Origin of the sequence: Geminicoccus sp. (assembly GCF_036263595.1) — a bacterium.
In the GTDB taxonomy this organism is placed as follows: Bacteria; Pseudomonadota; Alphaproteobacteria; order Geminicoccales; family Geminicoccaceae; genus Geminicoccus.
Genome location: NZ_DATAGQ010000230.1, coordinates 1 through 12,476, shown reverse-complemented (window position 1 = coordinate 12,476; position 12,476 = coordinate 1). Strand labels below are relative to the sequence as shown.

Genomic DNA, 12,476 nt, shown 5'->3' with positions numbered 1-12,476 from the left:
CGTGTAGCAGGCCCGCTCGGGATGCTTCATCCGGGCGAACAACAGCCCGGCCTCGGCATCCAGCTCCACCCGCAAATGCTCCAGCTCCAGCTCCGGCGAACGAACCCGACGCGGAAACGGCGTCACCGTGGCAGAGGGCTGTTCGTTCCGGAAGCTCCTGATCTCACGGTGGAGCATCTGGTGCAGGTCGCGTGTCGAAACAGCCATCTCGCACTCCAATGATCAGTATAGTCTTGAGAGACTTCTGTTGCGGATCTTTAGATCCATTCCCCTCGCCCTTAATGAATAACCATCAGGCTGAATTCCTGGCAATCATTATCGTTTCGGATTCGATTCGACTTAACCAGCAAATCCGTTCTTCTTTTGAACGGCTTTTTATACAGTTTCGACAAAAGCCGTCTGCAGCAGACTCCGACGCTGCCACGCAGCGGCGAGCAGGGCCGCACGGACGATCTCGGCGATACCGCGCAGCAGCAGCACGGCCGGCAGGCCCCAGGCGAACGCGGCCGGCAGGAGCAAGGGCCAGAGCAGCGCCTGGCTGCCCAGCTGGATCAGCGCGACCGTGCCGGCCCCGCCGGCTGCACTGGTCCAGGCGGCAAGCACGGCGGTGACATGGGTGACGGCGACGAACAGCCCGGCCAGCGGCAGAAGGGCGGCCGCTGCCGCCCAATCCGGGCCTGCCACCAGGAGCAGGAGCGGCGGACCCAGCAGGGCCAGCCCGCCACCAGCGACCAGGCCCAGCGCGCCAGCCTCGATCACAGCCCTGCGGATTGCGCCTGGCGGCAGCCGGGGCGACCGCGCCAGCCACCACTGGGCGCTCGCCTGGGCGCCGAAGGTGGCAGCCTGGGCGACCGTGGCGATTAGGCCGAGCGTCCCGGCCGCGGCCGGCCCCAGCATCCAGACGGCCGCCAGCAGATCGGCTGTCGGCGCCAGCTGGTTGGCCGCGGTGACCAGGAAGAACGGCACGCCGGCCCGAAGCAGCCGGGCCACCCGGAGCCTTCGCCGGGTGGTGGCAGGCGTCCTCCGCCAGGGGCGACCGCTCAGGCCCGCCAAGGCGGCGGCCGTCCAGCCGGCGGCGGTCGCGGCGGCCAGCTCCGCGACGCTCAGCGGTGACGGCAGCAGCAGGACGACGAGCAGGAAACCCGCCGGCCGCATGACCAGGGCTGCGGCTGCGGGAACGGGATCGCCCCGCACCAGGCTCGTCCAGTCCAGGTTCAGCGCGATCACAACCAGCGCTGCGGCGAACCAGACGGACGATGCGACATCGCCCGGCCGAACGAGCCAGATCGTGGTCGTGAGCATCGCGGCCGCCAGGGCCAGGACCGGCAGCCGGGCGCGCCAAAGGTCGAGGATCAGGCCTGGCGACGCAGCACCAAGGCGCCCGCCTTCGACGAGCGCCACGTTGCGCAGCCCCCACTCGGCAAGATGCTGGCTCCAGCCGAACAGGGCGAACAGGACGACCCAGTCGCCCCAAGCCGCCGGACCCAGCGTCCTTGCCGCCACCGTCGTTCCCGCAAGGCCGATCAAGGCCGCGGCCAGGCGGGCGAAGCTGCCGATCAGGAGCGGACGCAGCCTTGAAAGATGTCGCCTCACCCGCCAGCCTGGACGGTACGGTAGAGATCGATGAGCGGCGCCATGAGCTGTCGCTCGGCATCCGAACCAAGACGGCTGGGCGGCCGGAAACCGCCATCGGCCATCAGGTCGGCCATGGCCAGGACCGCATGGGCGATCTCGCCGGGATCGTCGGCGCAGATCATCCCGTTGCCGGGCTCGATCCAGCGCGCGACGTCGCCGACATCGGTGCTGACGACCGGCCGATGGCGGAGCAGGGCCTCCTTCACGACCGTGGGCGATGCTTCATAGCGGCTGGTCAGCAGCAGCATGTCGTGCGCGTCGATCAGGTCGGCCACGCGATCGTGCGGCACCAGCCCGGTACAGACGATCCGGGCCGCGGCATGGCTGTCCGCGATGCGCTGCTGCAACCGGGTGCGCAGGCCACCGTCGCCGGCGATCGTCAGCGTCCAGCCGCGGTCGTCCGTTTCGGCCAGGCGCTCCAGGACCTCGACCGCGCGCATGGGGTTCTTCTGGTGCTCCAGGCGGCCCAGGAGAAGGAGCCGGGTCGTGCCGGCAGGAGGCGACGGGGCGGTTGCCACCATGCCGCGTGCATCGACCGCGGCCGCGAGCACGGCAGCCCGCTGGAACGGCCTGCTGGCGACGCTGCCGGCCAGTTCCTGCCGGTCGCGCTCCGAGACGCAGATCAGCTGGTCGGCCAGGCCGACGGCACGCCGCTCCAGCGCCTTCATCACCAGGCGGATCGGCTGGCCCCAGCGCCCGAGCATGCCGTCCAGCACCCGTCCGCTGACATTGTGGTAGGTGATCACGACCCGGCCGCGCCCGGGACAGAGCAGGTATTTCGGCCAGGCCGCGTAGTTGCGGTGGAAGTGCAGCACGTCCTCCCGCCCGATCGTGCCGCGATGGCGCCAGAACCAGCGCCAGAGTGCCAGGTACCACCGGCCGAAATGCGAGCCGTCCGCGATGTAGTCGATCCTTGGGTGCCGGCGATCCCCGAGCCTGGCCGCCACCATCTGCCATTCCAGGCCGGAGTGCTCGAGAGCGCGGAAGATGCCGCGAAAATGCTCCGCACCCCCGCCCTGGTCGGCCGCCAGCGGATCGTTGGCGTAGAAGACCCGGATCATCCCTGCGCCCTCTGACCGCCCTCGCCCGGCGGAAGGCCCACCAGTTCGTCCAGGCGCCGGTCGGCCGCCTCGATCGTGCCGTCATTGTGGATCACCGGCAGGCCCAGATGGGTGGCCAGCCGCCTGTAGACCGCGCGCCGTCGCAGGAGTTTCGGGTCCATCAGCGCATCCGGCCGGCTGACCCCGATCAGGAGCGGTTCCCGGTCGATGAGCACCACCCAGGCCGGCTGGGGCAGGAGGTCCAAAAAGCGCGGCGCCAGCCTTGCCAGGAGCTCGTCCTCCAGCCCGGTATCCACCGCCATGTCGACCAGCTGGTCCAGCGCGCAGCGATCCATCACGACCAGGCCGTGGTGCGCCGCCGGTCGGACGCGGAACCAGGAATCGAGCCGGACGTCCAGGCGCTGCAGCCAGAGGAACGGGCAGGCCAGCCAGTTCTCGAAGTCATGGACGCCGACCAGCACGCCGCCGAACCGCATCTTGCGGTTGTGGCCGGTCAGGCGGGCCAGGGCCAGGACCGGCTTGCTCGCATAGTTGCGGAAACGGCTCCAGACATGGACGCAGGGTCGCCCGCCCAGGCGGAGCCTGCTGCGCAGCCGTTCCGCGAGCGTGGTCTTGCCGGCGCCGTCGATGCCGATCAGCGCGACCGTCGCCAGCCGGGCCGGCCCGATCGGTGGCAAACGGAGCAGTGGCGCGACCGCTTGGTCCCAGCGGGTCCAGTCGCCATCCGCCACGGCCCTGGCAGGCGGGCGGCGCACGGCCCAGCGCAGCGCCTGGGCCAGGTCGCCCGGCGAACGCGCCACGAACCCGTCGAACGGCCGGACATACTCGGCCACGCCCGGCGTATCCAGGACGACCACCGGGCGGCCGGTCAGACCCGCTTCGATCACCACGAGCGGCGCATCCGATACGGTCACGCGGAACGGCAGGAGGTGGACGTCGGCCTGCGCCTGATAGGCCCGCATCTCGTCCGCCGAGAGCATGGCGGTCACCACGCCGATCGACTCCCGCCAGCGCGAGCGCTCCACGCGGTGCAGGAATCGGTCCATCGCGGATGGATGGCCGTCCGGGCGCAGGAGAAGGAGCAGCCTGGCCTCCATGCCGGCCTTGCGGGCCTCCTCGAACGCGCGGAGCGCCAGGTCGGCGCCACGCAGCGCCAGAGGCGGGCCGGCATAGAGGATGGTCGGCACCCAGCGGCCGATCCTGATCTGGCCCGGCGGCACCGGCTCGACCTGCGGCACCAGATGCACGCCGGGGCCAAGGCCCATGGCGGCGAACCGGGCGCGTGCTTCCTGGGACAGGAAGACGAGCCCCGACGCAGCGCTGCGGGCATAGCCCCGGCGGAGCACCGACCCCGGCAGCATGGAGCCGAGCAGGACCAGCGACAGGAGCCCCCGCTCACGCCAGAGATCGAGCAGCGGGATCCGCAGGAATTCGCTCGCGGTGAACGGCTGCACGGCCAGCACCAGGAAGGTCGGCGGGCCGAACCTGAAACGGCCGCCATGGACGAGCTCGTGGGTGCCGATCACGACAAAGATGCGCTGCGGGGCCAGTTCCGCCAGCGCTGCACGCAGGGCCCGGCTCGGCTCGTCGCGCTCGAACAGCCAGCCGACGCGGCGGATGGCATAGCCTTGTCCGTCGGGTGGCTGCCGGGCGTCGGTCAGGAGGGTGACGCGACGACCGCGCATGCGCAGGCCGCTGGCAATGCCGTGGGCGACATGCCAGGGCTGGCGGCGGATCCGGTCGTGCTCGAATCCGAAGCAGACGACGACGTCGTGGCCACTCATGTCCTAGGCTGCCCGTGCCAAGGGCTGGTCCATCAGGCAGACCAGCCGGTCCACCATGGCATCCCAGCCGAATTGCCGCTCCACGACCCGCCGCGCGGCGCGGGCATGGCGGGCACCGTCGCCAGGTGGCCAGGGCCTCCCCGATCGCGTCGGCCAGGGCGCGGGGATCCGTGGCGCAGATGCGCAGCCCGGCGGCATCGTCCAGTTCCTTGACGAGCCCGGTGGCCGTGGTGACGAGCGGGGTGCCCAGCGCCATCGCTTCCAGCAGGGTGAGCGGCCCGGTCTCATAGTCGGCCGGATTGACGAACAGGTCGGCGGCCCGGTGCGCCTCGATGACCTCCGAATGCGGGAGGAAACCGCGGAAGTGGACACGGCAGGCCAGGCCCAGGGCCTGCGCATGCGCACGCAGGTCTTCTTCCAGCGGCCCCTCCCCTACCAGGTCGAGGGTCACCTGCGCCGGCAGCATGGCCATCGCGTCGAGGAGCCGAAACAGGCCCTTGCGCCATCCGAGACGGCCGACGAACAGGAGGCGGGCACCGTCGCGCACGCGCCGGTCAAACGGGAAGCGGGTGAAATCGACGCCGTTGCGCACCACGTCGACACGCCCGGCCGGGACCCCGTAGCGCTCGACGATCTCGTCCTTCACGCATCCTGCGACCGCAATGATCCGCTCGGCGCGCGCGAACCAGGCATGCTCCATCGGGCGCGCGACGAGGCGCGCCTGGGTGCGGATCAGGCTCGCGCGCAAGGAGCGCTCGGTGAAGGATTCGGTATCCGCATCGAGCGTGCCATGGCAGGTGACGATCACCCTGGCATTGGTGTCGAGCAGCGGCATCAGTGGCAGATGGACATGGAGCAGGTCGACCGGGCCCAGACGTTCCAGCAGATCCTGCAGCAGCGGCCGGGTCGCCTGGTGGTGGAAGGGACGCAGCGGGCGGTGCGGCCAGTGATGGACCCGCACGCCCTCCAGCAGCTCGGAGCGTACCTCGCCGAACGCGTCGCCCTTGGCCAGGATCTCGACCTGATGGTCGCGGGCGTGCAGGCGCTTGGCCGTCTCGAGGACATGGCGCCCGATGCCCTCGCGGGGCGGCAGGACGTTGTTGGTGACGATAGCGATCCTCATGACGGGCGCCTCCGGGCGAAGTCGCTCTGCCAGAAGAAGTCCTGGCCGCTGAACGGGGCGAGCAGCTGGGCAGGCAGGCGCGCGCCCATCATGCCGGCACGGTAGCCCAGCCACTTTGCCGCCAGCGCCAGGACCGCACCGGGCAACCGGTGCGGCGCCTTCTCCGCAAGCTCCCGCAGTAGCATTCCGGCGAAGGCCCGGCCGCGCGGACCATCGCCACCATCGGCCAGGAGCAGACCGGCATGGCAGGCACGGGTCCAGCCGATATCGAAATGGCGGGTGAACTCGTCGATCAGGCCATAGCAGTGCGAGTGGCGCGCACCACGGCGTGCGCGACATAGGCGATCCGCTCGCCTATGCGGAGCAGCTTGGCCACGGCGATCGTCTCCTCGCTGACCAGCGTCGGCTGAAACCCGCCGATGCGGTCGAGGGCAGCATTGGACCAGGCAGCCCAGGCGTTGGAGCAGAAATGCACGCTGCTGCCGAGCCGTTCGCGGTCGGCAGCACTGCGCAGTTCGCTCCGCTCGCCATAGCTGAAGGCGCGGCCAAGCGCTTCCACCGGATCGGCACCCTCGCGTGGCAGCTGCCGGCCATAGGCGCAGGCTGCCACGCCGGACCGGATCGGCTCGACCAGGCGGCCGAGTTCGTCCGGGGTGGGCGCATAGGCATCGGGTGTGAGCATGACCACGATCGGTGTGCCGATCCGCCGGCGGGCTTCCTCGCGGGTGGCGCCATGGTTGAACCGGCGGCGCGGCAGCACCCAGGTCTCGGCACCCATGGCCTGCGCGCACTCGACCGTGCCGTCCGCCGAGGAGGAGTTCACGACCAGGACCTTCGGCCTCAGCGGCGACCGGAGGAAGGGCGGCAGGCTGTGCTGCAGGTGGTGCCGGCTGTTGTGCGTGATCACGACCACGCCGATCTCGGGTGAGGATGTCATGGTGCTCAGGCCAGCTCGAAGGCTTGCTCGGGCAGCCGGGCGACGCCGCGCAGCCTGGTCCCGCCGCCGAAGCGCTGCAGATACCAGGCGGCCAGTTCCTCGTTCGCCCGGGCCTCGTCGAAGTCGGGATGAAGGTGGCGGGTCGGCTCGCCGTTGCAGCGCACCAGCGGCTCGCTTGTCGCAGCGCTCACGCAGGCCGCCGACCAGCGGGTAGGCACGCCCAGGAGCGGTCCCATGGCGCGCGCAAAGCGGGCGGTGAAGCTGGCGACCGCCTCGACATGCCCGGAAGGCCCCGAACGGAACGCCGAGCCCTCGGGCGCCGCCCTTGCCATGTGGACCTCGCGGACGAACCGGGCATAGGCCCGGGCGAGCAGGTCGACATGGATGTGGTCGCGGATCAGCTGCGGTGCCTTCAGGGTCGGCACCTGCCCGGCCAGCGCCGGCCACCACGGTCACCAGCTTGGCTTCCGCCGAATCGCCCAGCTGGTAGTGAAGGCCGCGCAGGGTGCCGGACCGGGTGGAGCGAGACAGGTTCGCCTGCGCCGCCCCTGCCTCGAAGCCGAGTTCCGCCAGCTGACCGCGGCAGAACAGCCGCGTGAACGAGCCGCGCTCGTCGAGCCTGGGCGACAGGTCGAACAGGCGCATGCCCGGCAGGGGTCTTGCCACCTCACGCATCGACGAGGCTCCCCTGCTGGCCGGTCCAGGGTGCCGCACCGGTTTCCCACAGCGCCTCGATCTTCTCCTTGTCGCGGCTGGTATCCATGCAGGACCAGAAGCCGGCATGCTTGTAGACGCGCAGCTGGTCGAGCTCGGCCAGGCGCTGCAGGGGTTCCGCTTCCAGCACGCAATCGGAGCGCTCGGACAGATGGTCCAGCACGCCCTTGCGAAAGAAGAAGTAGCCGCCGTTGATCCACTGGTCGGTGCGGTCCGGCTTCTCGGTGAAGCGGGCGGGGCCCTCGCCGTCCAGCTCGATCCGTCCGAACTGCGACGGCGGCTGGACACCCAGCATGGTGGCGAGCTGCGCGTGCTCGCGGTGGAAATCGAACTCGGCCATCAGGTCGACATCGGCCAGGCCGTCGCCATAGGTGACCGCGAAGTGCTCGGCATCGCCCAGATACCGGGCCGCGGCACGGGCGATCCTGGCGCCGGTCATGGTGCCGATGCCGGTCTGCGCGATCGTGACGTCCCAGTCCGGCCAGGCGCGGGTCTGGTGCCAGGACACCGAGCGGTCGCGCAGGTTCACGGTGAAGTCGGCGTTCCAGTAATGCCAGAGGCCGAAGAACTCGCCGATGACATCGCTGCGCCAGCCCGTGCACAGCACGAACTTGCGGAAGCCCTGCCGGCCATAGACCTCCATGATGTGCTGGAGGATCGGCCGGTCGCCGATCTCGACCATGGGCTTGGGCCGGTCGGCCGCCAGATGGCCGAGCCTAGTGCCATAGCCGCCGCAAAGGATGAAGACCGGAACGTCGGCCGGCGCCGGCTGCCCCCGGTCAGGCCGCGACATGGTTGCCGCCCCCGCTCGTCCGGGTGTGGAGGATCGGCAGTTCGATCGGCTCGTCGCGCGTTTGTCCCGACAAGTGCCGAAGCTGCAACCGACCTCTGTAGAGCTCGATCTGCTCGCCCAGCCAGCTCGTGTCGCCGGTGCGGTCCAGACGCTTGTAGCCCTGCGCGGTCCAGTGGAGCGCCTCGGTCATCGTCAGTTGCGGCTTCCATGACAGCAGGCGCCTGGCCCGCGCGGTGTGGAGCCGGAGGATCGCCTCCTCGCGCACCGGCAGGGCCGGTGCACTTTCCCAACCCTGCATGCCGAACGCGCGCGCCAGCACGTCGGCGATCTCGCCCACGGTCCACTCGCTGCCGGCCTCGGGCCCGAAGTTCCAGGCGGTGCTGTAGGCTTCCGGACGCTCGTAGAGCATTTCGGCCAGGAGCAGGTAGCCGCCCACCGCATCCAGCACGTGCTGCCATGGCCGGATCGCGTCCGGACTGCGCAGCCTGGGCGGGATGTTGCGCAGGAAGGCACGGGCGAGGTCGGGGACCAGACGATTCGCGGCAAAGTCACCTGCCCCGAACACGTTGCCGGCGCGGGCCGAAGCGATCCCGCAGGTGAAGCTGCCCGGGAAGAACGAGGAGCGATAAGCCTGGACGGCGATCTCGGCGCAGGCCTTGGACGCGCCGTAAGCCTCCAGCCCGCCCAGCGGATCGTCCTCGCCGCACGTCTTGTGCTGGTCGAGATAGCATTTGTCGGACGTCACGAGCACGGCGGCGCGCACGGAACCGACCTTGCGGATCGCTTCCAGGACAGACACGGTGCCCATGACGTTGGTACGGAACGTTTCCACCGGTTCCGCATGGCCGCGCGCGAGGATGGACTGGCCCGCCAAATGCAGCACCACTTCCGGTCGGCTTCGTGCCAGCACCTCTTCCACGGCCAGGAGGTCGGCGACGTCGCCCTCGACATGATCGATACGCGTGGCGAGGTCGCTGGCCTCGAACAGGGAAGGCTGCGTCGGCGGTGCGGCGGAAAAGCCCGTCACCTGCGCGCCCATCTGATCCAGCCACGCCGTCAGCCAAGTGCCCTTGAACCCGGTATGGCCGGTGACCAGGACCCGGCGGCCTTTCCAGAAACGCTGATCGATGTCGGGCAATGCAGTCACTCCGGCACGAAGAAGGGGGAGCGCGACATGAGCATTTCGGCCCCGTCGTTTTTCAACCACTGCGTTAGTTTTGCCGGGTTGTTTTGCTGATTGCGAGAGGAAAATCGTGCCGTTCGACCGCACTTGCGGGACCTGCCGGCACACCAAACTGGCATTGCCCTTTGAAGCCATATGAAGATCGTGAGTTAACTCATTGAGCTACAAGATCGTCGCTCACCCGGATTACTCGGTGGTGCTCCCCGCCGGCCACCGATTCCCCATGCCAAAATATGTACGAATGTCACAGCGGCTCCAGGAGGACGATCCGTACTTCCAGGCAAGGCTGGTGGTTCCGCGGCTGGCCGAGCGCTCCTGGCTGCAGCGTGCGCATGCCATCGCCTGGGTTGAGGCCGTGCTGGGTGCCGCCGTGTCCACGGCGGACGAGCGGCGCCTGGGCTTCCATGTGGACGAGGCGATCGCCCGGCGCGCGCAGGCGGCGACGGGCGGGACGCTGCTGGCAGCAAGGCTGGCGCTGGAAGACGGATTCGCCGCCAACACCGCCGGCGGGAGCCACCACGCCCATCACGCGCACGGCGCGGGCTTCTGCATCTTCAACGACGTGGCGGTGGCCGCCCGCGTCCTGCTCGACGAGGGGAGCGTGCGGCGGGTCCTGGTGATCGACCTCGACGTCCACCAGGGCGACGGGACAGCCGACATCCTCGGCAAGGACCCGGCCGTGTTCACCCTGTCCGTGCATTGCCGGGCTAACTATCCTGCCCACAAGAAGCAGAGCAGCCTGGATGTCGCGGTGGACGCAGGCATGGAGGACGAGAGGTACCTGGCCCTGGTCGATCAGCTCATCGGCCAGGTGCTCGACCGCGCCCGGCCGGACCTCGTCTTCTACAATGCCGGGGTCGATCCGCACCGGGACGACCGGCTGGGCCGGCTCGCCATCACCAGCGAAGGGCTGCTGGCGCGCGAGCGGCTGGTCCTGAGCCATGGCCGGCGCCGACGCATCCCCGTGACCGGAGTCATGGGCGGCGGCTACGATGACGACCTCGACCGGCTGGTCGCCCGCCACGCGCTCCTCCACGTGGCGGCCCGCGAACTGTTCGGCTGACGCCGGTCAGTTCATCCTGAGCACCTTGCCCGGGTTCATGATGTTGTCCGGGTCGATGGCGCGCTTGATCGTGCGCATCACGGCGACCGCGGCCCCGTGCTCCTTCTCGACCTTGGCGATCTTCCCCATGCCGACGCCGTGCTCGCCGGTGCAGGTGCCGCCCATGGCCAGCGCCCGGTCGACCAGCCGGTCGTTGACGGCGCTGCAGCGACGGTACTCGTCCGAGCCTTCCTCGTCGTAGAGCAGGCCCAGGTGGAAGTTGCCGTCACCGGCGTGACCCACGATCAGCGGCAGGAGGCCGTGCGCTTCCAGGTCGACGCGGGTAGCCTCCACCAGTTCGGCCAGCCGGCTGATCGGCACGCAAACATCGGTCGACCAGACCTTCGCACCCGGACGGATCGCGGCGGTGGCGTGGTACACGTCGTGCCGGGCGGCCCAGAGACGGTTGCGCTCCTCCAGGTTGGCCGTCCAGCGGAAGTCGCCGCCGCCGAACTCCGCAGCGATCTCCTGGGCGCGCTCCGCCTGCTCCCTGGCGCCTGCGGTCGTCCCATGGAACTCGTAGAAGAGATGCGGGGCGATCTCGAAGCCTTCGAGCTTGTTGTAGGCCACTACCGCCTGGAGCTGCCCTTCGTTCATCAGCTCGATCCGCGCCACCGGGATGCCCGACTGGATCGTCAGGATGACGGCATTGGCGGCCGCCTCGATCGACGGGAAGGAGCACACCGCCGCCGTGATGGCCTCGGGAATGCCATAGAGCCTGAGGCGGACTTCGGTGATGATGCCGAGCGTCCCCTCCGAGCCTACGAACAGCCTGGTCAGGTCGTAGCCCGCCGAGGATTTCTTCGCCCGTCCACCGGTCCTGATCACCTGACCGTCCGCCATGACCACGGTCAGGCCCAGCACGTTCTCCTTCATGGTGCCGTAGCGCACGGCATTGGTGCCGGACGCGCGGGTCGCCGCCATGCCGCCCAGGGAAGCGTCGGCACCGGGGTCGATCGGGAAGAACAGGCCGGTATCGCGCAGATGGGTGTTGAGCTGCTTGCGGGTCACGCCGGCCTGGACCAGCACGTCCAGGTCCTCGGCATTCACTTCCAGGACCTGGTTCATTCCGGAAAGATCGATGCAGATCCCGCCATTCACCGCAGCGACGTTGCCTTCAAGCGCGGTGCCCGTGCCGTAGGCGATCACCGGCACCTTTTCGGCGGCGCAGGTGCGGACGACCTGGGCGACCTCGTCGGTCGAGGTCGCGAAGACGACGGCGTCAGGCGGGATGCCGCGATGATGGCCCTCGCTCAGGCCATGGCGCTCCAGGACATCGCGATTGGTCGAGAGCCTGGTACCGAAACGCTCGCTCAACGCCTCGATCACCCGCGTTGCGTTCGCACTTCGCGTCACCATCTCCACTCCCGCGGCCGTTCGTGGGGGCAACCTAACGACCGATCGCGGCTTCGACCAGAAGGCGGATCGAGCCAGGGTTGCCGGGATACCACACCGGCGTTCCGGCTGTGCGACCCACGGCCGCCTCTACCGAAAGGGGAGAGATTGTCTGTCGTTCCATCGGTTGCGGCCCAGGCAGGCCTTACTTATATGCTGGCCAGTCGAGCGTCCTACTGCCCATTGCCCGCTCACCTCGTGCCGGGCGCGTTCGAAACATCCAATGCGAAGTCTCTTCGCCTGATGCGCGAGAGGAAGGTATGAGCAAAATTATCGGTATCGATCTCGGGACCACGAACAGCTGCGTCGCCGTTATGGAAGGCAAGAACGCGCGGGTCATCGAGAACGAAGAAGGCATGCGCACCACGCCTTCCATGGTGGCCTACACCGAGGACGGCGAGATCCTGGTCGGCATGTCGGCCAAGCGGCAGGCCGTGACGAACCCGAACAATACGTTGTTCGCGGTCAAGCGCCTGATCGGCCGCCGCTTCGACGACCCGATCGTCCAGAAGGACGTCGGCATGGTGCCCTACAAGATCGCCCGTGCCGACAACGGCGACGCCTGGGTCGAGACCCGCGGCAACAAGGTGGCCCCGGCGCAGGTCTCCGCCGAAATCCTCAAGAAGATGAAGCAGACCGCCGAGCGCTTCCTCGGCACCGCCGTCGACAAGGCGGTGATCACGGTTCCTGCCTACTTCAACGACAGTCAGCGCCAGGCCACCAAGGATGCCGGCAAGATCGCCGGGCTC

At 69.0% G+C, this 12,476-nt stretch carries 12 protein-coding genes and 2 pseudogenes; 2 read left to right on the top strand and 12 right to left on the bottom strand.

The window, feature by feature from the left end; all coding sequences use genetic code 11:
* From VHL31_RS25220 to rfbG, 11 genes and pseudogenes are all read right to left on the bottom strand, one after another.
* Nucleotides 1-207, bottom strand: a 207-nt coding sequence (locus tag VHL31_RS25220; protein WP_329664014.1) for a hypothetical protein, incomplete at its 3' end; no start/stop codon positions are given.
* Nucleotides 208-375: 168 nt separating this feature from the next.
* Entirely contained in the window at nt 376-1,593 is a 1,218-nt protein-coding gene (locus tag VHL31_RS25215) for a hypothetical protein (RefSeq protein ID WP_329664013.1), read from the bottom strand.
* Nucleotides 1,590-2,696, bottom strand: coding sequence for a glycosyltransferase family 4 protein (locus tag VHL31_RS25210; protein ID WP_329664012.1), 1,107 nt, complete (start codon nt 2,694-2,696; stop codon nt 1,590-1,592). The genes VHL31_RS25215 and VHL31_RS25210 overlap by 4 nt, the downstream gene beginning before the upstream one ends.
* Nucleotides 2,693-4,480 carry a glycosyltransferase gene (locus tag VHL31_RS25205; protein WP_329664011.1) on the bottom strand — a complete coding sequence of 596 codons (1,788 nt, stop codon included), beginning with the start codon at nt 4,478-4,480 and terminating at the stop codon, nt 2,693-2,695. Before VHL31_RS25205 ends, VHL31_RS25210 begins: the two co-directional genes overlap by 4 nt.
* Before the next feature lie 184 nt (nt 4,481-4,664).
* Nucleotides 4,665-5,603, bottom strand: a pseudogene (locus tag VHL31_RS27120) (glycosyltransferase family 4 protein); the annotation flags it as partial.
* Nucleotides 5,600-5,788 carry a hypothetical protein gene (locus VHL31_RS27115; RefSeq protein WP_414653826.1) on the bottom strand — a complete coding sequence of 63 codons (189 nt, stop codon included), beginning with the start codon at nt 5,786-5,788 and terminating at the stop codon, nt 5,600-5,602. The gene VHL31_RS27115 and the pseudogene VHL31_RS27120, both read right to left, overlap by 4 nt.
* A 107-nt stretch (nt 5,789-5,895) precedes the next feature.
* Nucleotides 5,896-6,540 (bottom strand): glycosyltransferase family 2 protein, encoded by a 645-nt coding sequence (locus VHL31_RS25195; protein ID WP_329664009.1) that lies wholly within the window; start codon nt 6,538-6,540, stop codon nt 5,896-5,898.
* 5 nt (nt 6,541-6,545) lie between these two features.
* Nucleotides 6,546-6,965, bottom strand: coding sequence for a hypothetical protein (locus VHL31_RS25190; RefSeq protein ID WP_329664008.1), 420 nt, complete (start codon nt 6,963-6,965; stop codon nt 6,546-6,548).
* A gap of 22 nt (nt 6,966-6,987) precedes the next feature.
* Nucleotides 6,988-7,185, bottom strand: a pseudogene (locus VHL31_RS27110) (dTDP-4-dehydrorhamnose 3,5-epimerase family protein); the annotation flags it as partial.
* Nucleotides 7,186-7,207: 22 nt separating this feature from the next.
* The gene (locus VHL31_RS25185) at nt 7,208-8,047 is read right to left on the bottom strand and encodes a sugar phosphate nucleotidyltransferase (RefSeq protein WP_329664007.1); all 840 of its coding nucleotides are present in this window, start codon (nt 8,045-8,047) and stop codon (nt 7,208-7,210) included.
* Entirely contained in the window at nt 8,034-9,185 is a 1,152-nt protein-coding gene (rfbG, locus tag VHL31_RS25180; protein WP_329664006.1) for a CDP-glucose 4,6-dehydratase, read from the bottom strand. Before rfbG ends, VHL31_RS25185 begins: the two co-directional genes overlap by 14 nt.
* Before the next feature lie 238 nt (nt 9,186-9,423).
* On the opposite strand from rfbG, the gene VHL31_RS25175 reads away from it, so the two are divergent.
* Nucleotides 9,424-10,293, top strand: a complete 870-nt coding sequence (locus VHL31_RS25175; RefSeq protein WP_349262547.1) for a histone deacetylase — start codon at nt 9,424-9,426, stop codon at nt 10,291-10,293.
* Between the two features lie 6 nt (nt 10,294-10,299).
* On the opposite strand, the gene VHL31_RS25170 is transcribed toward VHL31_RS25175, so the two are convergent.
* On the bottom strand, nt 10,300-11,691 hold the full coding sequence (locus VHL31_RS25170) for an FAD-binding oxidoreductase (RefSeq protein ID WP_329664005.1): 1,392 nt from the start codon (nt 11,689-11,691) through the stop codon (nt 10,300-10,302).
* A 296-nt stretch (nt 11,692-11,987) separates the two neighbouring features.
* Between VHL31_RS25170 and VHL31_RS25165 the strand changes: the two genes are divergently transcribed.
* Nucleotides 11,988-12,476: Hsp70 family protein (locus VHL31_RS25165; protein WP_329664004.1), on the top strand; the 489-nt coding region annotated here is incomplete at its 3' end.

What these genes read in the sequence shown, in the direction of transcription:
- VHL31_RS25205 (WP_329664011.1), bottom strand. Translation starts at nt 4,480, where the DNA reads ATGAGTGGCCACGACGTCGTCGTCTGCTTCGGATTCGAGCACGACCGG.
- VHL31_RS25210 (WP_329664012.1), bottom strand. Translation starts at nt 2,696, where the DNA reads ATGATCCGGGTCTTCTACGCCAACGATCCGCTGGCGGCCGACCAGGGC.
- VHL31_RS25185 (WP_329664007.1), bottom strand. Translation starts at nt 8,047, where the DNA reads ATGTCGCGGCCTGACCGGGGGCAGCCGGCGCCGGCCGACGTTCCGGTC.
- VHL31_RS25195 (WP_329664009.1), bottom strand. Translation starts at nt 6,540, where the DNA reads ATGACATCCTCACCCGAGATCGGCGTGGTCGTGATCACGCACAACAGC.
- VHL31_RS25170 (WP_329664005.1), bottom strand. Translation starts at nt 11,691, where the DNA reads ATGGTGACGCGAAGTGCGAACGCAACGCGGGTGATCGAGGCGTTGAGC.
- VHL31_RS27115 (WP_414653826.1), bottom strand. Translation starts at nt 5,788, where the DNA reads ATGCTACTGCGGGAGCTTGCGGAGAAGGCGCCGCACCGGTTGCCCGGT.